The 20,967-nt window shown below is 69.7% G+C and carries 20 protein-coding genes; 3 read left to right on the top strand and 17 right to left on the bottom strand.

Annotation, left to right across the window (positions count from 1 at the left end):
* Positions 1-66: 66 nt before the first annotated feature.
* From UYS_RS0213960 to UYS_RS0213980, 5 genes are all read right to left on the bottom strand, one after another.
* Positions 67-606, bottom strand: coding sequence for a dihydrofolate reductase (locus UYS_RS0213960; protein ID WP_016856136.1), 540 nt, complete (start codon positions 604-606; stop codon positions 67-69).
* Positions 603-1,430: a thymidylate synthase gene (locus tag UYS_RS0213965; RefSeq protein WP_016856137.1), complete on the bottom strand. Its 828-nt coding sequence runs from the start codon at positions 1,428-1,430 to the stop codon at positions 603-605. The genes UYS_RS0213960 and UYS_RS0213965 overlap by 4 nt, the downstream gene beginning before the upstream one ends.
* 78 nt (positions 1,431-1,508) lie before the next feature.
* Positions 1,509-2,309: a prolipoprotein diacylglyceryl transferase gene (lgt, locus tag UYS_RS0213970; protein WP_016856138.1), complete on the bottom strand. Its 801-nt coding sequence runs from the start codon at positions 2,307-2,309 to the stop codon at positions 1,509-1,511.
* A 69-nt stretch (positions 2,310-2,378) separates the two neighbouring features.
* Positions 2,379-3,173, bottom strand: a complete 795-nt coding sequence (locus UYS_RS0213975; RefSeq protein ID WP_016856139.1) for a sulfite exporter TauE/SafE family protein — start codon at positions 3,171-3,173, stop codon at positions 2,379-2,381.
* Complete coding sequence (locus UYS_RS0213980) at positions 3,170-4,324, bottom strand: response regulator (protein WP_016856140.1); 1,155 nt, start codon at positions 4,322-4,324, stop codon at positions 3,170-3,172. Before UYS_RS0213980 ends, UYS_RS0213975 begins: the two co-directional genes overlap by 4 nt.
* A 108-nt stretch (positions 4,325-4,432) precedes the next feature.
* Here UYS_RS0213980 and UYS_RS0213985 point away from each other — a divergent pair, with 108 nt between their 5' ends.
* The gene (locus tag UYS_RS0213985; RefSeq protein ID WP_016856141.1) at positions 4,433-5,227 is read left to right on the top strand and encodes an NRDE family protein; all 795 of its coding nucleotides are present in this window, start codon (positions 4,433-4,435) and stop codon (positions 5,225-5,227) included.
* Positions 5,228-5,235: 8 nt separating this feature from the next.
* On the opposite strand, the gene ptsP is transcribed toward UYS_RS0213985, so the two are convergent.
* Together ptsP and UYS_RS0213995 are read right to left on the bottom strand one after the other, a co-directional pair.
* Entirely contained in the window at positions 5,236-7,500 is a 2,265-nt protein-coding gene (ptsP, locus tag UYS_RS0213990; protein WP_026068568.1) for a phosphoenolpyruvate--protein phosphotransferase, read from the bottom strand.
* Between the two features lie 75 nt (positions 7,501-7,575).
* Complete coding sequence (locus UYS_RS0213995; RefSeq protein WP_040478547.1) at positions 7,576-8,070, bottom strand: RNA pyrophosphohydrolase; 495 nt, start codon at positions 8,068-8,070, stop codon at positions 7,576-7,578.
* Positions 8,071-8,235: 165 nt separating this feature from the next.
* On the opposite strand from UYS_RS0213995, the gene UYS_RS0214005 reads away from it, so the two are divergent.
* Entirely contained in the window at positions 8,236-8,892 is a 657-nt protein-coding gene (locus UYS_RS0214005; RefSeq protein WP_016856145.1) for a histidinol-phosphatase, read from the top strand.
* A 124-nt stretch (positions 8,893-9,016) separates the two neighbouring features.
* Here UYS_RS0214005 and UYS_RS0214010 read toward each other — a convergent pair whose 3' ends face one another.
* From UYS_RS0214010 to yrfG, 10 genes are all read right to left on the bottom strand, one after another.
* A complete protein-coding gene (locus UYS_RS0214010; protein WP_016856146.1) occupies positions 9,017-9,991 on the bottom strand; it encodes a malate dehydrogenase in 975 nt (324 codons plus the stop codon).
* A gap of 138 nt (positions 9,992-10,129) precedes the next feature.
* A complete protein-coding gene (gene rsd, locus UYS_RS0214015; protein ID WP_016856147.1) occupies positions 10,130-10,621 on the bottom strand; it encodes a sigma D regulator in 492 nt (163 codons plus the stop codon).
* Between the two features lie 85 nt (positions 10,622-10,706).
* Entirely contained in the window at positions 10,707-11,258 is a 552-nt protein-coding gene (locus tag UYS_RS0214020; RefSeq protein ID WP_016856148.1) for a disulfide bond formation protein B, read from the bottom strand.
* Positions 11,255-12,886, bottom strand: coding sequence for a glutamate--cysteine ligase (gene gshA, locus UYS_RS0214025; RefSeq protein WP_016856149.1), 1,632 nt, complete (start codon positions 12,884-12,886; stop codon positions 11,255-11,257). Before gshA ends, UYS_RS0214020 begins: the two co-directional genes overlap by 4 nt.
* 127 nt (positions 12,887-13,013) lie before the next feature.
* Complete coding sequence (locus UYS_RS0214030) at positions 13,014-15,386, bottom strand: Tex family protein (RefSeq protein ID WP_016856150.1); 2,373 nt, start codon at positions 15,384-15,386, stop codon at positions 13,014-13,016.
* 86 nt (positions 15,387-15,472) lie between these two features.
* Entirely contained in the window at positions 15,473-15,979 is a 507-nt protein-coding gene (gene msrB / locus UYS_RS0214035) for a peptide-methionine (R)-S-oxide reductase MsrB (RefSeq protein WP_016856151.1), read from the bottom strand.
* A gap of 149 nt (positions 15,980-16,128) precedes the next feature.
* Positions 16,129-17,676, bottom strand: coding sequence for a phosphoenolpyruvate carboxykinase (locus UYS_RS0214040; RefSeq protein ID WP_016856152.1), 1,548 nt, complete (start codon positions 17,674-17,676; stop codon positions 16,129-16,131).
* A 235-nt stretch (positions 17,677-17,911) separates the two neighbouring features.
* A complete protein-coding gene (gene hslO / locus UYS_RS0214045; RefSeq protein WP_016856153.1) occupies positions 17,912-18,787 on the bottom strand; it encodes an Hsp33 family molecular chaperone HslO in 876 nt (291 codons plus the stop codon).
* Positions 18,788-18,922: 135 nt separating this feature from the next.
* Positions 18,923-19,303 carry a ribosome-associated heat shock protein Hsp15 gene (hslR, locus tag UYS_RS0214050; RefSeq protein ID WP_016856154.1) on the bottom strand — a complete coding sequence of 127 codons (381 nt, stop codon included), beginning with the start codon at positions 19,301-19,303 and terminating at the stop codon, positions 18,923-18,925.
* Positions 19,300-19,977 (bottom strand): GMP/IMP nucleotidase, encoded by a 678-nt coding sequence (gene yrfG, locus UYS_RS0214055; RefSeq protein WP_016856155.1) that lies wholly within the window; start codon positions 19,975-19,977, stop codon positions 19,300-19,302. Before yrfG ends, hslR begins: the two co-directional genes overlap by 4 nt.
* Before the next feature lie 402 nt (positions 19,978-20,379).
* Between yrfG and nudE the strand changes: the two genes are divergently transcribed.
* Complete coding sequence (nudE, locus tag UYS_RS0214060) at positions 20,380-20,967, top strand: ADP compounds hydrolase NudE (protein WP_016856156.1); 588 nt, start codon at positions 20,380-20,382, stop codon at positions 20,965-20,967.

A 20,967-nucleotide genomic window follows, 5' to 3' on the forward strand; every position in this document is an offset into this window, starting at 1 on the left:
CCGGGGGAAGACAACATCCTTCGCGCGATCGACCCGCAGGCCGGCGGCGCCAGTCGTCAGTCTGTGTCACTCCGGGGAGTCTGGCAAACCCCGGCGCTGGTATTGCACGAAGTCATAGGCCGGCTGCCCCTCGGCGGGCTGCCCCGGCACGCGCTGGCGCTCTTCCCACTCGGCCGCGTCCAGCTCGGGGAAGCGGGCATCGCCCTCCACCTCGACGCCCACCTCGGTCAGGTAGAGCCGGCTCGCCTTCGGCAGCGCCTGGGCGTAGATCTGGCCGCCGCCCATCACCATGATCTCGTCGACGCCGTCGATGGTGGCCTGCCGGTCGGCCAGCGCCAGCGCCGCATCCAGGTCGTGGCAGACACGCACGCCCTCGGGCTGGAAGGCGGGATCGCGGGTGACGACGATGTTGAGCCGCCCGGGCAGCGGCCGGCCGATGGACTCGAACGTCTTGCGGCCCATGACCAGCGGCTTGGCCTGGGTCATGCGCTTGAAGAACTTCAGGTCCTCGGGCAGGTACCAGGGCAGCTGGTTGTCCACGCCGATGACGCGGTTCGCGGACAGCGCGGCGATCATCGCCACCGGGACGAGCGTATCGTCGTTCATACGGCCACCTCTGCCTTGATGTGGGGATGCGGATCGTAGTCCTCGATGGCGATGTGCTCGAAGCGGAAGTCGAACAGATCGGTCACGCTCGGATCGAGCACCAGTCGCGGCGCCGGGCGCGGGTCACGCGACAGCTGCTCCCGGGCCTGGTCGAGGTGATTCAGGTAGAGGTGGGCGTCGCCCAGAGTATGCACGAAGTCGCCGGGCTCGAGGCCCGCCACCTGGGCGATCATCTGCGTCAGCAGCGCGTAGCTGGCGATGTTGAAGGGCACGCCGAGGAAGATGTCGGCGCTGCGCTGGTATAGCTGGCAGGAGAGCCTGCCGTCGGCCACGTAGAACTGGAACAGGCAGTGGCACGGCGGCAGCGCCATCTCGTCGACCAGCGCCGGGTTCCAGGCCGAGACGATCAGCCGCCGCGAGCGCGGGTTGGTCCGCAGCTGCTCGAGCAGGTGGGCGATCTGATCGACGTGGCCGCCGCGCGGGTCCGGCCAGCTGCGCCACTGGTAGCCATAGACCGGGCCCAGTTCGCCGTTCTCGTCGGCCCACTCGTCCCAGATGCGCACCCCGTTGTCCTTGAGGTAGGCGATGTTGGTGTCGCCGGCCAGGAACCACAAGAGCTCGTGGATGATCGAGCGCAGGTGCAGCTTCTTGGTGGTGACGAGCGGGAAGCCGCGGGACAGATCGAAGCGCATCTGGTGGCCGAACAGCGAGCGGGTGCCGACGCCGGTGCGGTCGTCACGCTCCACGCCGTGATCGAGCACGGCGCGCATCAGGTCCAGATAGGGCTGTTCGAGGGCGGGAAGGGCGTTGGCGGTCACGGGCATGGTCGACGGCTGAAAATGGGCCACACATTCTACATGCCCGGGCGGTGGCCGCCCATAGCGGCCACCGCCCCGCTGTGGTCACGACTCGGCGTCGACCCTGGCATCCACCGGCCGGCCGCGAGACCAGGCCATCAGTGCCGCCCCGGCGATGATCATCGGCAGCGACAGCAGCATGCCCATGGTCAGCCAGTCGAAGGCGATGAAGCCGAGCTGCGGGTCCGGGCGGCGCACGAACTCCACGCCGAAGCGGAACACGCCGTAGAGGGTCAGGAACAGCCCCGAGACCAGGCCGCGACGCCGCGGCGTGGCCGAGACCCACCACAGCACCGCGAACAGCACCGCCCCCTCCAGCACCGCCTCATACAGCGACGACGGATGACGCGGCTCCGGCCCCTGACCGGGGAACACCAGCCCCCAGGGCAGATCGGTGACCCGGCCCGGCAGCTCGTGGTTGATGAAGTTGCCGATGCGCCCCGCGCCCAGGCCGATCGGCACCAGCGGCGCGACGAAGTCGGTGAGGGTGAAGAACGCCAGTTGCTTCTTGCGGGCGAAGTAGAGCGAGGCCAGCAGCACGCCGATCAGGCCGCCATGGAAGCTCATGCCGCCGTCCCAGACGCGCAGGATCCACAGCGGGTCGGCCAGCCACTGGTCGAGGCCGTAGAACAGCGCATAGCCCAGCCGCCCACCGAGCACCACGCCCAGCGCGGCACAGAAGATCAGGTCGCCCACGTCGTCGCCGTTCAGGCCGATGCGAGGCGCGCGGCGGCGCCCCAGCCACCAGGCGGCGAGGAAGCCGATGACGTACATCAGGCCGTACCAGTGAACCTGGAGCGGCCCGAGCGAGATGGCCACGGGATCGATATCGGGGTAGCGCAGCATGAAATCCTCGAACGATGCGGGGAAGGAAGGACGATCAGGAGACCGGCCGCGGCGGCGCCGCGGCCGCGATCATAGCAGGAACTTGAGGCCGACCAGCACCAGCAGGCCGGCGAAGGCCAGGCGCAGCAGGCGCGCGGGCAGGCGATGCGCCAGCTTCACGCCGACCCGGGCGAAGGGCACGCTGGCGATCACGATGCCGAGAAGGGCCGGCAGCATCACGTAGCCCATGGCCCCCGCGGGCAGCTCGGGCTGACCCCAGCCGACCACGATGAAGGTCGCCGCCCCGAAGGCGGCGATCGGCAGGCCACAGGCCGAGGAGGTGCCGACGGCGCGGGTCATGGGGGCGCCGCAGCGGGTCAGCCAGGGCACGCTCAGGGTGCCGCCGCCGATGCCGAACAGCGCCGAGACGCCGCCGATCACCACCCCGGCCAGCGCCATCGCGCCGCGGCCGGGCTGCAGCTGCCCGGGGCGCGGGCCGCGTCCCAGCGCCATCTTGGCGGCCACCGCCATCAGGAAGACGCCGAACAGCGTGCCCAGGGCGCCGCCGGACAGGCTGCCGGCGACGAACACCCCGGCGATCGCGCCCAGCACCAGCCCCGGCAGCAGCGCCAGGAACCAGCCGCGGTGGACGCTGCCGCGCCGATAGTGCCCCCAGGCCGACGAAGACCCGGTCACCACGATGGTCGACAGCGAGGTGCCCACGGCCAGATGCATGATCACCTCGGGCGCCACGCCCTGCAGCTCGAAGGCGAACACCAGCGCCGGCACGATGACCAGCCCGCCGCCGATGCCGAACAGCCCCGCCAGGGTGCCGGCCAGGCCACCCAGCAGCACATAGCCCGCCCAGATCAGCAGCGCACTCATGCCTCCTCCTCCCGCGCCAGCCGCCCGGGCAGCCAGTGATCGACCCGATCCAGCAGGTCCTGGGGTCGATAGGGCTTGGCCAGGTAGTCGTCCATGCCGGCCTCGCGGAAACGCTGCCGGTCCGCCTCGCCGGCGTTGGCGGTCAGCGCCACCAGCACGCTGCGTGCGCCGTCGCCCCGCTCGGCCTCGCGGGCCCGCCAGGCGCGACAGGTCGCAACGCCGTCCATGTCGGCCATGTAGATATCCAGGAACACCAGGTCGAAGGGCGCCGCTTCGAGGTTGTCGAGCGCCTCACGGCCGCTGGTGGCGGTGACCACGTCCAGCCCCTGCCCCTCCAGCACCTTGCGCGCCAGCATCAGGTTGACCGGGCCGTCATCGACGACCAACACCCGGGCGGGCGCCGGCGGTGGCGGCATCGGCGCCCCCGCCTCGCGGGGGTCGGGGTCGCCGAGGTTCTCGAGCAGCACCGCGGTCTCCGACAGTCGCTCGCGCAGCCCCTCCAGGGCCTCTCGCTCCGCCTCATCGTCGGCGCGCTGGAAGCGCTCCCCCTTCAGCACCTCCGACACGGAGGCCATCAGCGGGTTGAGCATCTGCTGAAGATGGCTGAGATAGCCGGACTTGAGCCGCGATTCCTGCTGGGCGCGCACGCGCCCGGTCTCGAGCCGGGCCAGGCGCCCCTGCTGGGCCTGCAGGTCATCGCTGAGCCGGCGCTCCACGCCGCGCACGGCCTCGAGCTCGGCCTGCCAGCGCTCGATCAGGGCATCGCAGCCTTCGGCCACGCTCTCGAGGCGTCGATGCAGCGGCAGGTCGGGGTCGGCGACACGCCCGGCGCCGACGGCATCGTCGCCGCCACCGACCGTCAAGCGCTCACCGATCCTGGCGAAGGCCGCATCGACCCTCGCTTCCTCACCGCGCAGGCGCTGGCGCAGCAGCATCAGGAAGGCCGTCACGTTGAGGCCACTGCCGACCAGCAGCACCAGCAGCCACCAGAAGGTATCGCCCCAGGGGGCCGGCGAGAGGACCAGCCAGCGGCCGCTCAGGCCGACCGCCAGCCACAGCCCCACCATCACCACCTGCAGCGTCAGCAGCGGCCATAGTATGGGGGTGACCAGGCAGTACCAGGCCCGCTCCTTGTCTGTCTCGACACTCATCGTCATCCCTGTACCGCGTCGATTGTCGTCAGCAGAGTGTACGATGCCGAACGGGCCCTGTCATGACGGGGCTTTCCGCACGCCGGCCTCCGGGTTAGGCTAGCGGCCATGTGCCTGATCGCCCTCGCCCACCATCCCGATGCCTCCGTCGCGCTGCGCCTGGTGGCCAATCGTGACGAGTTCCACGCCCGCCCGACCGCGCCGCTGGCCGCCTGGGACGACGCTCCTGGCATCGTCGGCGGCCGCGACCTCGAGGCCGGCGGCGGCTGGCTCGCCGTGCACCGGCGCGGCCGCTTCGCCGCGGTGACCAACGTGCGCGATCCCTTCCTCGACGCGCCCGACGACGCCCCCAGCCGGGGCGACCTGGTGCGCTCGGCGCTCGAGTGCGATGACCTCGAGGGCTGGCTGGCCGCGCTCGCCGACGGCGGCGCCCGGCGCTACGCCGGCTTCAACCTGCTGGCCGGCGACGGCCGGCGACTGTGGTATCTGCACCGGGGGCGCGACAAGGTGCGGCTCGAACGCCTGACCACCGGCCTGCATGGCCTCTCCAACGCCGAGCGGGACACCCCCTGGCCGAAGCTGGTGGCCGCCCGCCGCGGACTCGAACACAGCCTGGAAGATGGCCGCTGGCCGGAAGATGCGCTGACGCCTCTCGCCGACTCGCGCGAGGCCGAGGAGGCGCGGCTGCCGGACACCGGCGTGGGGCAGGAACTCGAACGCCGCCTCTCGGCGGCGTTCATCGTCGGCCCGGACTATGGCACCCGGGCCACCAGCTGGCTGGAGTGGCGCGCCGACGGTCGGCTGACCCTCGGTGAGCGACGCTTCGGCCCCGGCGGCGTCGCGCTCGGCGACACGCAAATGACGCTCGACACGCCACCGCTGTCCGAGGTCTGCAGAGGCTGAGGCCGGCGTCAGGCGTCCTTGGGCGGCAGCAGGTGAGCGAGTTGCCACTCGTTCATGCGCGCTTCCAGGCAGCGCCGTACGCCCAGCGGCGAGGCCTCGGCCAGCACTTCCTCGACCAGCGCCTGCGCCGACGTCTGACTGACGCGGCGGATGGCGGCGCGCACCTTGGGCAGGCTCGGCGCGTTCATCGACAGGGCATCGAAGCCCATGCCCATCAGCAGCAGGGCACCGGCCGGGTCCGCGGCCAGCTCGCCGCACACCGAGATCGGCACCTCCAGCACCGACGCCTCCCGCGCCAGTCGCGCCATGGCCGACAGCACCGCCGGATGGCAGGCATCGTAGAGCTCCGCCACCCGTGGATTGTTGCGATCCACCGCCAGCAGGTACTGGGTCAGGTCGTTGCTGCCCACCGAGAAGAAGTCCACCCGCTCGGCCAGCGCATCGAGCTGATAGAGGGTCGCCGGCACCTCCAGCATCGCCCCGACCCGCGGCCTGGCCACCTGGACGCCGTCCTCGCCGAGCTCGCGAATGGCCCGGTCCAGCAGCTTCAACGCATCGTCGACCTCGTCGACATTGGTGATCATCGGCAGCAGGATCTGCAGGTTGTCGAGACCCTGGGAGGCGCGGAGCATGGCCCGCAGCTGGACCATCAGCACCTCGGGGTGATCGAGGGTGACACGGATGCCGCGCCAGCCGAGGAAGGGGTTGGCCTCCTCGATGGGAAAGTACGGCAGGTCCTTGTCGCCGCCGATGTCCAGGGTGCGCATCACCACCGGCAGCGGCGCGAAGCCCTCGAGCTGCTCGCGGTAGAGTTTGGTCTGCTCCTGCTCGCCGGGGAAGCGCTCGGTGATCATGAACGGCACTTCGGTGCGATACAGCCCCACCCCGGCGATGCGCGACTTGAGCGACGCCATGGCATCCACCGCCAGGCCGGTATTGACCAGCAGCGGCACGTCGTGACCGTCCGGGGTGCGACTGGGCAGGTCCTGCTCGTTCTCTAGCAGCTCGGAGAGCGCCCGCTCCTCCTCGATCAGCCCCTCGTAGTGGCTCTCGATATCGGGGCTCGGGCGCACGAACAGCCGCCCGCGGTGCCCATCGAGCACCAGCCGGGCGCCGTTGAGCCGCGGCAGCGGCAGATCGACCATGCCCAGCACGGTGGGAATGCCCATGGCGCGCGCCACGATCGCCACGTGGGCGGTGCTGGAGCCGCGCACCGAGACGATGCCCGCCAGCTTGTCCCGCGGCACCTCGCCGAGCATGGCCACGCTGATCTCGTCGCTGACCAGCACGGTGCGCTCGGGGTACACATCGGGCGTCGCGGAGGTGTTTTCCTGAAGGTGGGCCAGCACCCGACGCCCCAGGTCGCGCACGTCGGCCGCGCGCTCGCGCAGATAGTCGTCGTTCACTCGCTCCAGGTACTGCACATGGCGACGCACCACGTCGGCCAGCGCCCCGGGGGCCCACTGCCCCTCGCGGATGCGCTTGACCACCTCCTGGAACAGCGCCTCCTCGCCCAGCATCTGCTGATAGACGTCGAACAGCGCCAGCTCCTGGGCGGAGATGCGATTGGCCAGGCGCTCGCCCGCCGCACGGATCTCGTCACGGACCCGGCCGATCGCCTCCTTGAGGCGCGCGATCTCGTATTCCTCGTCGGTGGGGATGAGGTCGGGCACGCTGTCGAGATCGGCCGGCGGCGCGATCACCACCGCCTCGCCGATGGCCATGCCCGGCGAAGCGGCGACCCCGGTGAAGGTGGCCTGACCGCCGGGCAGCGACGGCCGGGTCAGGCTGCCGGTGGCCAGCGCATGGGCCAGTACCCCGGCCAGCTGGGCGGCCATGGTGACCAGGAAGGCCTCGTCGGCCTCGTCGAAGCGGCGCTTGTCGGACTGCTGCACCACCAGCACGCCGAGCATGCGGCGCTGGTGGATGATCGGCACGCCGAGGAAGCTGGAATAGCGTTCCTCGCCGGTGGTCTCGAAATAGCGGAAAAAGGGATGGGCGCGGGCATCTTCCAGGTTGAGGGGCTCCTCCCGCTGGGCCACCAGCCCGACCAGCCCCTCCCCGATCGGCAGGCTCACGTGGCCCACGGCCTGGGTCCGCAGGCCGATGGTCTCCATCAGCACCAGGCGGTCGAGCTGGGTATCGAAGAGGTAGAAGGAGCATACGTCGGTGCGCATGGCCTTGCGGATGCGCCGCACCATGGTCGACAGGGCGGCCTCCAGATTGCGAGCCCCGTTGACCTCCAGGATGATGCGGCGCAGCACCTCGAGCATCGGCGTCTTGCTGTCCATTGTCGTTATGCCTCGCTGAGGGTATTGCCGGGGCCGTCCCCGGCGCGTGTCGTGGCGTCAGCCATGCCCCAGGGCGAGGCGCTGGGCGCGCGGCGACAGCTCGCGCAGCGCGCGCCGATAGACCTCGCGCTTGAAGGGCACCACCTGGCCCAGCGGATACCAGTAGCTGACCCAGCGCCAGCCATCGAATTCCGGCTTGGCCGCACCGCCATCCATGCTGATACGGGTCTCGCCACAGCGGATCCTGAGCAGGAACCACTTCTGCTTCTGGCCGATGCATACCGGCCGGGAACGGGTTCTCACCATGCGGCGCGGTAGGCGGTAGCGCAACCAGCCTCGAGTACAGGCAAGCACCTCGACGTCGTCGGCGGTCAGGCCGACCTCCTCGTAAAGTTCGCGAAACAGTGCCTGTTGGGGTGTTTCGTTCGCCTTGATGCCTCCCTGGGGAAACTGCCAGGCGTTCTGCCCTACGCGACGCGCCCATAGCAGTTGCCCTGCGTCGTTGGCGAGGATGATGCCAACGTTGGGGCGAAAGCCATCTGCGTCGATCACGGACTTCACCTTATGAATCCAGTCTTCACTGCATTCTTCCACAAGGCCGTGAAACGTATCAATACGCCAATGGGGCCACGCTCGTAGGGGACCGGCGCTTCTGCCATAATCGCCAGCTCGACGTGCCCCCGACAACGATGCGACCCGACCGACAAGAGGAAAGCCGTGAGCCTCGCCATCTTCGACCTGGACAACACCCTGCTCTCCATCGACAGCGACCACGCCTGGGGAGAATTCCTGCTCGAGCAGGGCGCCGTGGACCCGGTAGCCTACAAGGAAGCCAACGACCGCTTCATGGCCGACTACGAGGCCGGCACCCTGGACATGGGCGAATTCCTGGCGGTGGCGCTCAAGCCGCTGGCCGAGAACTCCCCGGCGCAGCTGGCGGCGTGGCATCAGCAGTTCATGGCCAGCAAGATCGAGCCGCACATCCTGCCCCGCGGCGAGGAGCTGATCGCGCGCCACCGGGCCAGCGGCGACACCCTGCTGATCGTCACCGCCACCAACCGCTTCATCACCGGCCCGATCGCCGAGCGCCTGGGCGTCGACGACCTGATCGCCGTGGAGCCGGAAATGGTCGACGGCCGCTACACCGGCCGCGTCAGCGGCGTGCCCAGCTTCCGCGAAGGCAAGGTGACACGCCTGGAGCAGTGGCTCGAGCAGCGCGAGCTCTCGCTGCACGGCGCCTGGTTCTACAGCGACTCCCACAACGACCTGCCGCTGCTGGAGCTCGTCGACCACCCGGTGGCCGTGGATCCGGACGCCTCGCTGCGCGAGGCCGCCGAGCGGCGCGACTGGCGGATCATCAGCCTGCGCGACTGAGCCGGCCCGGCGTCGCCGGAAACCGCAGGCGGCAAGGCGACGGCGTGAAACGGCTGGAAGCAAAAGAAAACCCGAAGGCCATGGCCTCGGGTTTTCTTGTCACTCGGCGCTTGTCGCTCGGCGCTCAGCCCAGCAGGTGCTCCACTGCGGCGCGCTCTTCGCGCAGCTCGTTCTCGGTGGCGGTCATGCGCTCGCGGCTGAAGTCGTCGACCGCCAGGTCCTGCACTATCTCGTACTTGCCGTCCTTGCAGACCACCGGGTAGGAATACATGATGCCCGGCTCGATGCCGTAGCTGCCGTCGGCCGGGATGCCCATGCTGACGATGCCGTCGCTGCCCAGCGCCCAGTCACGCATGTGGTCGATGGCCGCGGACGCCGCGGACGCCGCGGAGGAAGCACCGCGGGCCTTGATGATGGCCGCGCCGCGCTGCTGCACGGTGGGGATGAAGTCGTTCTCGTACCAGTCGCGCTCGACCAGTTCGAGGGCCGGCTTGCCATCGACCTTGCAGTGGGCCAGGTCCGGATACTGGGTGGCGCTGTGGTTGCCCCACACGATCATCGAATCGACGTCGGTGCTGTGCTTGCCGGTCTTCTGGGCCAGCTGGGTCAGGGCGCGGTTGTGGTCCAGACGCATCATCGCGGTGAACTGGCCGGCATCGAGGTCCGGCGCGTTGCAGGACGCGATCAGGGCGTTGGTGTTGGCCGGGTTGCCCACCACCAGCACGCGCACGTCGCGGCTGGCGACGTCGTTCAGGGCCTTGCCCTGGGCGGAGAAGATCGCGGCGTTGGCTTCCAGCAGGTCCTTGCGCTCCATGCCCGGACCGCGCGGACGGGCGCCGACCAGCAGGGCGAAATCGGCATCCTTGAAGGCGACGTTGGGGTCGTCGGAGGCGACGATGTCCTGCACCAGCGGGAAGGCGCAGTCGTTGAGCTCCATCACCACACCGTTGAGCGCATCCATGGCCGGCGTGATCTCGAGCAGCTGCAGGATGACCGGCTGGTCCTTGCCGAGCATGTCGCCGGAGGCGATGCGGAACGCCAGGGAGTAGCTGATCTGGCCGGCAGCGCCGGTAATGGCAATACGGACGGGGTCTTTCATCGTGGCTCCTTCGGTTGTCGCCGTGAGGATCGGCCGGGGCGCCTGGGCGGCCCGGCCAGGATCAAAACCGAGGGAAATGGTATGCCTGCGCTGCACAAAACTCAATTCGACGTGCGACGCACGCGCAGCAGGCAGGCATCAGGCGCCGCTGGACGCCCTCGCTTCGGGGGCATGGGCGGCGTGGAGCCGTGCGATCAGGCGGTCTTCCAGCGAGAAGCGCTCACCCAGGCCCTTGGACAGGCGGTCCAGCCAGGCCGGCAGCCGCGTCAGGTAGTGCTGACAGCGCACCGGCGTGGCGTAGTCCTCGTCGAAGGCCAGCACCAGCTCGGTGGACATCTCGAGGCGTTCGAGCAGGCGCTCGGCGAGGTCGAGGGCGCCGCCGTCCTCGAAGGCCTCGGCCTCGGCCTTGAGCTGGGGGTAGATCTCGAAGTGCCCGGCGCTGATGTAGTCCATCAGCAGCTCGCTGAAGGCATCGATGCGCGGCTTGGTGACCTCCTCCGGGTCGGCATCACAGGCCGCCTTGAGCTCGTCGAAGTTCGCCAGCAGCGTGCGCCGCTCGCCAAGCCAGCGATCGATCAACCTGTGAACGCCCCCCCAGCGCTCCTGCGCGCTCTTGCAGTCTTCCAGCATGGTGCTTCCCTCGCTCGATGGAACCGACCGCGGACACCCAACCGCCCGGTCTGGAGACTCAGAGTCCTCCCTGGGGCGGGCGCTGTCAATCCTGCTTCGCCTCCTCCGACCAACGATAGCCATGATGGGAATGCAGGGCCCGCCACATCAGGCCCAGCGGCGCCAGCGCCAGCACCACGAAGCCGATCAGCGTCCAGCCCGGCAGCGACAGTCCGAGGAAGCGCGCGCTGATCTCGGCGCACTCGCCGGAGGCGCTGAGCACCATGGTCACTACCTGCTGCAGCGGCAGCACTTCCATCATGTAGTCGAGGCCGGGGCCGCAGGTCGGCACCTGGTCGGCGGGCAGCGACTGCAGCCACAAGTGGCGGCCGGCCAGGCCGATGCCGGTGCCCACCGCCAGCAGCGAGAGCAGCCCGTAGAGCGCCGCCCCGAGCCGGCCCTTGGGATCGTGCAGCGCCGCCACGGCGAACACCACGCCGGCCGAGATCACCGCCACCCGCTGGAAGATGCACAGCGGACAGGGCTCGAGCCCGCCGATATGCTCCAGCCCCAGGGCCACCGCCATCATCAGCACGCAGAAGGCCAGGCCGGCCAGGCTCCAGCAGCGCACGCGCGCCTCGCGCAGCGTCTCGATCATGTCCGTTCTCCCGAACGCAGCGGGCTGAAGGCGCGCGACTCCCGCGCCCGGGCGAAGTAGTCGGCCAGGAAGTCGGCGAAGGACTCGACGTCGGCGGCCTCGATGTCGCCCTGCTGGTGATGGGAGGTCTCCACCAGCTGGTCGAACAGCGCCCCGCGGGCGCGCTCGATGGGCTCCTCGCGCAGGCGCTCGCCCTGCTCGCCGGCCAGCGCCAGGATCGCCTCGACGAACTCCTCGCCGCTGCTCTCCAGGCGTTCGAGCAGGCGGCCGGACGGCGTCAGCGACGGATCCTCGAGCCGCGGCGCCAGCGCCGCCAGGGCGTCGGCGTGGGGCGTGCCCTGCTCGAGGCGATCCAGCAGCGCGGCGATCTCGCCGAGCCCCTCGAAGATCTCGCCGCCCCAGTCGGCAATCGAGCGCTTGGCGCCGTGGTGGTCGAGGCGCAGCTCCGGGTCGCGCCCGCGGGACACCACCAGGCGACGGTTGAAGTCCAGGTGCTCGCACTCCTCGTCGGAGATCCAGGGGCTGTCGGTGAGCAGGCACCACAGCAGGAAGACGTCGATGAAGCGGCTCTGGTGGGCGTCGATGCCCAGCGGGTCGAAAGGATTGAGGTCCAGGCAGCGCACCTCGATGTACTCCACGCCGCGAGCCTCCAGCGCCTGACTGGGCGTCTCGTCGTGACGCGCCACTCGCTTGGGCCGAATGTCGCTGTAGTACTCGTTCTCGATCTGCAGGATGTTGGCGTTGAGCTGGTACCACTCGTCGTCCACCCGCACGCCGCGGGCCTCGTAGTCGGGCCAGGGCGTGAAGATGGCGTGGCGCAGGGTGTTGACGTAGTTCGACAGCGAGTTGAAGCAGATCTTGAGCTGCTCCTGCACCTTGTTCTGGTAGCCCAGGTCGGACATGCGCAGGCTGGTCGCATGGCGCGAGACCAGCGTCTCGTCGCCGTGGGCCTCGAGCCCCTCCGGCACCCGGCCGTCGGGCAGGAAGCTGCGGTCGACCGCCGGCGAGGCGCCGAACAGGTACAGCAGCAGCCAGCTGTGGCGGCGGAAGTTGCGGATCAGCGCGAAATAGCGCGCCGAGCGATAGTCCTGCATCGCCGTCTCGCCCTCGCCGTCCAGCTCGCGCAGCAGGGTGAACAGGTCGTCGGGTAGCGAGACGTTGTAGTGCACCCCGGCGATCGCCTGCATGATCCGCCCGTAGCGCACGTCCAGGCCACGGCGATAGACGTGCTTCATGCGCCCCACGTTGGAGTCGCCGTAGTCGGCGATCGGCACGCTGTCGTTGCCGTCGAGCCGGGCCGGCATGCTGGCCGGCCAGATCCGCTCCTCGTCCAGCTGGCGATAGCTGAAGCGGTGCAGGTCGGCGAGGAAATCCAGGGCGTCTTCCGGGCGGCTGTAGACCGGCGTGATGTACTCCAGCAGCGCCTCGGAGTAGTCGGTGGTGATGTGCGGATGGGTGAGCTTGGAGCCCAGCGCCCGGGGATGCGGGCTCTGGGCGATGCGCCCCGCGGCGTCGACGCGCAGCCCTTCCTTCTCGATGCCGCGGCGCAGACGACCGAAACGCCCCTGGTCGGCCAGCCGGCCGAGGCGCTCGATGTGGGGGGAAAGCGGTTCGGACAAGGTGATCACCCCGTGTCGGGGACGCCGGTGCCGGCGTCCCGGTGGACGTTTCGGGCGCCTCGGCACCCGCAAAGACCTCAGATTATGGTGCCGAAACTCGGCGATTCAAGGTAAGCCGGCTAATCGACCGCCCGGCCTACTTATCCTTCCTGGCCTTGAGCATCGCCGCGCCCAGAGCACCGAGCTGGCCGTCGTTCTGGCCGCCACCCTGCTGCCCCTTGCCGCCCTGCCCCTGGCCGCGACCGCCGCCGCCCTTGCGCGGGGCCTTGCGGCCCTGGCGCTCGCCGCCACGCCTGGTCGGCTGGCCGTCCTCGCCGGGCTGGTCGTCGAGGCGCATGGAGAGCCCGACGCGGGCGCGCTCGAGATCCACGCTCATCACCTTGACCTTGACGATGTCGCCGGCCTTGACCACCGAGCGCGGGTCCTCGACGAAGGTGTCGGACAGCGCCGAGATGTGCACCAGGCCGTCCTGATGCACGCCGATGTCGACGAAGGCGCCGAAGTGGGTGACGTTGGTGACGCTGCCCTCGAGCACCATGCCGGGCTCCAGGTCCCTGAGCGTCTCGACGCCCTCGCGGAACTCGGCCGCCTTGAACTCGGGGCGCGGGTCGCGGCCCGGCTTGTCGAGCTCCTTGAGGATATCGCTGACGGTGGGCACGCCGAAGCGCTCGTCGGCGAAGTCGGCGGGCTTCAAGGCCTTGAGGGTGGCGCTGTCGCCGATCAGCCCGCCCAGCTCGCGCCGGCTCCGTTGGGCGATGCGCTCGACCAGCGGATAGGCCTCGGGGTGCACGGCGCTGGCGTCCAGCGGATTGTCGCCGCCCATGATGCGCAGGAAGCCGGCGCACTGCTCGAAGGTCTTGGGCCCCAGGCGGCTGACGTCGAGCAGCTGCTTGCGGCTGGCGAAGGCGCCCTCGGCGTCGCGGCGGGCGACGATGTTCTCGGCCAGCCCCGCATTGAGGCCGGCGACCCGCGACAGCAGCGCGCTGGAGGCGGTATTCAGATCGACGCCCACGGCGTTGACGCAGTCCTCGATCACCGCCTCCAGGCTGCGCGAGAGCTGCACCTGGGAGACGTCGTGCTGGTACTGGCCGACGCCGATCGACTTCGGCTCGATCTTGACCAGCTCGGCCAGCGGATCCTGCAGCCGGCGGGCGATGGAGACCGCGCCGCGGATGGTCACGTCGAGCTCGGGCAGCTCCCGGGCGGCGTATTCCGAGGCCGAGTACACCGAGGCGCCGGCCTCGCTGACCATGACCTTGGACAGCCGCCGCTTGTCGGCCAGCGCCTTGACCAGATCGCCGGCCAGCCTGTCGGTCTCGCGGCTGGCGGTGCCGTTGCCCACCGCCACCAGGGCCACGTCGTGCTTGTTCACCAGCCGCGCCAGCACGGCCAGCGACTCGTCCCACTGGTTGCGCGGGGCATGGGGGAAGATGGTGGCGTGCTCGAGGAAGCGGCCGGTGGCGTCGACCACCGCCACCTTGCAGCCGGTGCGCAGGCCCGGGTCGATGGCAAGCGTGGCCTTCTGGCCCGCCGGCGCGGCCAGCAGCAGGTCCTTGAGGTTGGCGGCGAACACCTCGATGGCCTCGAGCTCGGCGCGCTCGCGCAGCCGGCCCATCAGCTCGGTCTCGAGATGGGTGTAGAGCTTGACCCGCCAGGTCCAGCGCACCACCTCGGCCAGCCAGCGATCGGCGGGACGGCCCTGATCGGCGATCTCGAAGTGCTTTGCGATCGCCACCTGGGCCGGATGCACGGCGGCCTCCTCCTCGCCGGGCAGGCGCAGGGTCAGCGCCAGCACGCCCTCGTTGCGGCCGCGGAACATCGCCAGCGCCCGGTGCGAGGGCGCCTTGGCCAGCGGCTCGTCGTGCTCGAAGTAGTCGGAGAACTTGGCGCCCTCCTGCTCCTTGCCGGCGATCAGCCGCGAGGAGAGCTCGCCGTCGCTCCACAGCCGCTCGCGCAGCCGGCCGACCAGCTCGGCCTCCTCGGCGAAGCGCTCCATCAGGATCTGCTTGGCGCCGTCCAGGGCGGCCTTGGCGTCCTCGATGGCGGGAATATCGCCGTCGGCGGCACGCAGGTAGTTCGCGGCCTCGGCCTCGGGGTCGCGCGAGGGGTCGGCCAGCAGCGCGTCCGCCAGCGGCTCGAGGCCGGCCTCGCGGGCGATCTGCGCCTTGGTGCGACGCTTCTTGCGATACGGCAGATAGAGGTCTTCCAGGCGCTGCTTGGTGTCGGCGGCGCGGAGGCTGGCGGTGAGCTCGGGCGTCAGCTTGCCCTGCTCGTCGATGCTGGCCAGCACCGCCTCGCGGCGCTCCTCCAGCTCGCGCAGGTAGCCCAGCCGCTCGTGCAGCTGGCGCAGCTGGGTGTCATCCAGCCCGCCGGTGACTTCCTTGCGGTAGCGGGCGATGAAGGGCACGGTGGCCCCGCCGTCGAGCAGTTCCACGGTGGCCGACACCTGGGGCCCGCGAACGCCGAGCTCTTCGGCGAGACGATCGATGATCTTGGCTTGTGCGTCCATGTAATCCTTGGCAATCCGGGACAGACGATCGCGACAAGGTACCACACCCCCGGCGGCGCCGGGAGGCGCCGCGGCTCGCGCTTCGCTCAGGCGCCCGAGGCGGGCACGAAGCGCAGCGCCAGGCCGTTGTTGCACCAGCGCAGCCCGCTGGGCTCGGGGCCGTCCTCGAACACGTGGCCCTGATGGCCGCCGCAGCGGGCGCAGTGGTATTCGGTGCGCGGGATCAGCAGGACCAGATCCAGCTCCGTCAGCAGATGCCCCTCCACGTGGGTGAAGAAGCTCGGCCAGCCGGTGCCGGAGTCGTACTTCATGTCGCTGGTGAAGAGCGTCAGATCGCAGCCGGCACAGCGGTACTCGCCCTCGCGGGTCTCCTTGTCCAGGGGGCTCGAGAACGCTGGCTCGGTGCCGGCCTCGCGCAGGATCTCGAAGCGCGCCTCGGACAGCCGCTCGCGCCATTCGGCCTCGCTAAGCTCGAGCGTCTCGAGGCCGGAAGCAGGCTCGAGGTCGAGCTTGGGCCGCGCCAGGGCCAGGCCCGGCAGCACGCCGGCCAGGCCGCCGATCCCCAGCAGTCCCAGGAAATTGCGTCGTTTCATGATGCGCCTCCGTTGATACGAGATGGCCCTTGGTCGGCCCCGCCACCACATCCTTACCTTCACGGCGGACTCACGGCCAAAAAAGGAGGGAGCCGCCGGATGGCGCCTCCCTCTGGGACCCGGCGCCGAGGCGCCGGTTCATCGAACGATCAGGCCGGACCGGCCTCGACGATCGCCGGGCTCACGCCCTCGAACTTCTTGAAGTTGTCCACGAACTTGGCGGCCAGTTCATCGCGCTTGCGATCGTAGGCGGCCTTGTCGGCCCAGGTCTCGCGCGGGTCGAGCAGCGCGGCGTCGACGCCGGGCACGTCAGTGGGCACGTCGAGATTGAGCCCCTCGAGCCGGCGCGTCTCGGCGCCGCGCAGCGCCCCGCTCTGGATCGCCTCGACGATGGCCCGGGTGGTGGGAATCGAGAAGCGCTCGCCGCCTTCCCCGTAGGCGCCGCCGGTCCAGCCGGTGTTGACCAGATAGACCTGGGCGTCCCGTTCGGCCACGCGCTTGACCAGCAGGTCGGCGTAGACCCGGGCCGGCCGCGGGAAGAACGGCGCGCCGAAGCAGGTCGAGAAGGTCGCCTCCAGGCCCTCGGAGGCCCCCATCTCGGTGGAGCCCACCTTGGCGGTGTAGCCGGACAGGAAGTGATAGGCCGCCGCTTCCTTGGAGAGCACCGAGACCGGCGGCAGCACGCCGCTCATGTCGCAGGTCAGAAAGACGATGGCATTGGGCTCGCCGGCGCGGTTCTCGGCGACACGCTTGTCGATGTGCTCGAGGGGATAGGCGGCGCGGGAGTTCTGGGTCAGGCGATCGTCGGTGTAGTCCGGCACGCGCCGCTCGTCGAGCACCACGTTCTCCAGCACGGTGCCGAAGCGAATGGCGTTCCAGATCACCGGCTCGTTCTTCGCCGAGAGGTCGATGCACTTGGCGTAGCAGCCGCCCTCGATGTTGAACACGGTGCCCGGCCCCCAGCCGTGCTCGTCGTCGCCGATCAGGTAGCGCGACGGGTCGGCGGAGAGGGTCGTCTTGCCGGTGCCGGAGAGGCCGAAGAACAGCGTGGTCTCGCCGTTCTCGCCGACGTTGGCGCTGCAGTGCATGGGCAGCACGTCGGCCTCGGGCAGCAGGAAGTTCTGCACCGAGAACATCGCCTTCTTCATCTCGCCGGCATAGCGCATGCCGGCGATCAGCACCCGCCGGCCGGCGAAGTCGAGAATCACGCAGCCATCGGAACGGGTGCCGTCGCGGGCCGGGTCGCACGCGAAGTCCGGCGCATTGAGGATGCGCCACTCGGCCTTGGACGAGGGATTGAAGACCTCGGGGCGCACGAACAGGGTGCGGCCGAAGAGGTTGTGCCAGGCGGTCCGGGTGGTGACCCGCACCGGCTGATAGTGGGCCGGATCGCTGCCCACGTGCAGCTCGGAGACGTAGTGCTCGTCGCCGTCGAGAAACGCCTCGACACGCGCCCACAGGGCCTCGAAACGCTCGGCGTCGAAGGGTCGGTTGACGCTGCCCCAGTCGATGGCGTCCCGGGTGGTGGGCTCGTCGACGATGAAGCGGTCCCCGGGTGAGCGGCCGGTACGCGCCCCGGTGTTGACCACCAGCGCGCCCTGGGCGGACAGGCGGCCCTCGCCATTGGCCAGCGCCCGCTCGATCAGCTCGGCGCTGGACAGGTTGAGGTGGGTCGTGGCGTGTCGTGTCGTTGTCATGTGGCGATTCCTGGGCCTCGAGGCCCTTCTCTCTCGTTTGCCGGGCGTCCGCGATGCGGTCTCGTCCCATCCCCGGAGGCCGCTTGCGGTTGACCGTCTTGTGAGGCGACGACCGGAACGCGGATGAGTCCGGGGAGTATGACAAACAAGTCGAGTGGCAGGAAATGCCGCCAGATCAACGACTTTCTCGTAATTTTACTAGCGCCGACGACCCTGGCGACGCGCCGGCGCCGGCTCAGTGGACGGTCGGGGGCGGGCCCTCGGGGTCCTCGAGCATCGCCTCCACCTCGGCGAGGGTGAACTCGTAGCGGGTGTGGCAGAAGTGGCACTGGGTGGCGATGCCGCCCTGCTCGGCGAGGATGTCGCGCAGCTCGGCGCTGCCCAGCGACAGCAGGGCGCCGGCGATGCGCTCGCGGGAGCAGGTGCAGGCGAAGCGCAGCGCCTTGGGCTCGAAGACCCGCACGGTCTCCTCGTGATAGAGACGGTGCAGCAGCTCGCGCTGTTCGACCCCGAGCAGCTCGGCGTCGGACAGGGTCGAGGCCAGGTGCACGGTGCGCTCCCAGGCGTCGTCGTCCTGGTTCTGCGCCTCGTCGGGCAGGCGCTGCAGCAGCAGGCCGGCGGCACGCTGGCCGTCGTCGGCCAGCCACAGGCGGGTGGGCAGCTGCTCGGACTGGGCGAAGTAGTCCTCCAGGCAGCCGGCCAGGCTGTCGCGGGTCAGCGCCACGATGCCCTGATAGCGATGGCCCTCGCGCGGGTCCAGGGTGATGGTCACCTTGCCCTGGCCGACCAGCTCGGTGAAGCTCGCGTCCTCGGCGGGGATCGCCGCGTCCTCGTCCAGCCGGGCGATGGCGCGCAGCTCGCCGCCGGGGTTGGACTCGGCCATCAGCAGCGACAGCGGGCCGTCGCCGCGGACCTCGATGCTCATGGTGCCGTCGAGCTTGACGGTCTCGGTAAGCAGGGCCACCGCGGCCAGCAGCTCGCCCAGCTGGCGGGTCACCGCCGGGGGATACTCGTGGCGCTCCATGACCTCGGCGTGCGCCTCCTGGAGGGTGACGATCTCGCCGCGGACATTGGTCTCCTCGAAGAGGAAACGCTGAATCTGATCACTCATGATGCTTGCCTGATCGTAATGAAATCGGGAAGTCGGGATGGATATAGGATAGGGAAGACGATGACCCCAGGGCGCGGAAGGTGCGCCCCGCGCGTCTTCCCGCGCCGGCGACACCGGTGTCTCGCGCCGCTCGGCTCAGTCGCCGCGCATGAAGCGCTTGATCTCGCGTCGCTGCTTCTTGTCGGGGCGCTTGAGCGGGTGCTGCATGGCCTGGTTGGCCTGGCGACGGCTCTCGACCTCCTTGCTCCGGCGCGTCTGGCTCTCGGCGGTCTCCCGATAGAGCTCGCGCGCCTCCGGGGCCCCGCGGCGCTGCTCGGACAGCGCCATCACCTCGACCTCCCAGGTGTCCCAGCCCTGGGGCACGCGGATCAGGGCGCCGACTTCGACGGCCTTGCTGGTCTTGGCGCGGCCGCCGTTGTAATGCACCTTGCCGCCCTCGATGGCCTTCTTGGCCAGCGCCCGGGTCTTGAAGAAGCGCGCCGCCCACAGCCACTTGTCGAGACGCACGCCGCTCATGCGCCCTCCTCGTCGCCGGGCCGCTCCTGGGGCAGGATGGCGGCGAAGCGGTCGAGGGCGATGAACTCCTCGAGTGCCTTCTCGGGCCGCCGGCTGTCGGGCTGCTTGATGCCCAGCAGGTGGCGGATGCCGTACTCGCGGGCGCTCTCCAGCACCGCCGCGTTGTCGTCGATGAACAGCGTGCGGGCCGGGTCGAAGGGCTCGACCTCCTGCAGCGAGAACCAGAACTCCTGGGCCTCCTTGGGCACGCCGAGATCGGCGGAAGAGACGATGGCGTCCAGGTAGTCCTCCAGCCCGGTCAGCGGCAGCTTCAGCGCCAGGCTCTCGCGGTCGGCGTTGGTGGCCAGCACCACGCGTGGATGGGCGCGCTTCAGCCAGCGCAGGAAGTCCAGGGCGTCGCTGCGCAGGCCGATCAGGTGCTGAACCTCGCGCTTGAGCGCCAGGATGTCGACGTCCAGCTCGTGGCTCCAGTAGGCCAGGCTGTACCAGTTGAGCGTGCCCTGCTCGCGCAGGATGCGCGCGCGGATCGCCTCCTGACTCGCCTCGTCGAGCCGGTGAAGCTCCACGTAGCGGCGCGGCAGGTGCTCCAGCCAGAAGTGGCTGTCGAAGTGCAGGTCCAGCAGGGTGCCGTCCATGTCGAGAAGGACGGTATCGATGGCGCGCCAGTCGATCATGGGACTCCTTAGGGATGGACGCCTGTCGGGCGGGTCGGCGACGACGCGGTGACGTCCGCCGGGGGAAAGACGTGGTAGTGTACCCAAACGATGCCGAGGACGCATTCCAGCGCCCGACCGCCACGGGCTATCGCCCCGATTGTCGCTATCAATTTAGTGGATGATGAGGCTGGTCCGTCGACAGGCCTTCGCGAGGGCGCTGTAAACCCTTCCATGGGCGCCACCGACGCCCTGCGGCGCTTAAGCTTCCTGCGCCGCTGGCAGGGCCGGTGCTGGCCATCCATGGCCAGCCCGTTCGAAGCAGTGCTTCTCACCCCTGGCGTAGGACCCTCGCTTCGACCTGTCCACGGCGTCTCTCATCATGTTCCACTGCAATGGCCCCGCCGAACGACCGGAGATCCCATGACCGACGACCATGCCCCCCACAAGCCGCACGTCCTGGCCCGGCGCAGCGTCGCCCGCAGCCGGCTGTTCAACGTCGAGGAGATGGAACTGCGCTTTTCCAACGGCGCCGAGCGCACCTTCGAGCGGCTGGGCGGCACCGGGCGCGGCGTCGGCGCGGTGATGATCGTGGCCATGCCCGACCCCGAGCACGTGCTGCTGATCCGCGAGTACGCCGCCGGCGTCGAGGACTACGCCCTGACCCTGCCCAAGGGGCTGGTGGATCCGGGCGAGGACCTGGTCACGGCGGCCAATCGCGAGCTGATGGAGGAATGCGGCTTCGGCGCCCATCGCCTGGAGCCGCTGGTGGAGCTGACCCTGGCGCCGAACTACATGCGTCACCGCATGCAGGTGATGCTGGCCACCGATCTCTACCCGAAGCGCCTGCCCGGCGACGAGCCGGAGCCGCTGATCGTCGAGACCCACGCCATCGACGAGATCGGCGCACTGCTGGCCCGGGAGGACTTCCACGAGGCCCGCGCCATCGCGGCCCTCTACATCGCCCGTGACAAGGTGCGCACCGAGAACGCCAGCCCCTCGATCTGGTAG

Origin of the sequence: Halomonas smyrnensis AAD6 (assembly GCF_000265245.1) — a bacterium.
GTDB classification, from domain to species: Bacteria; Pseudomonadota; Gammaproteobacteria; order Pseudomonadales; family Halomonadaceae; genus Halomonas; species Halomonas smyrnensis.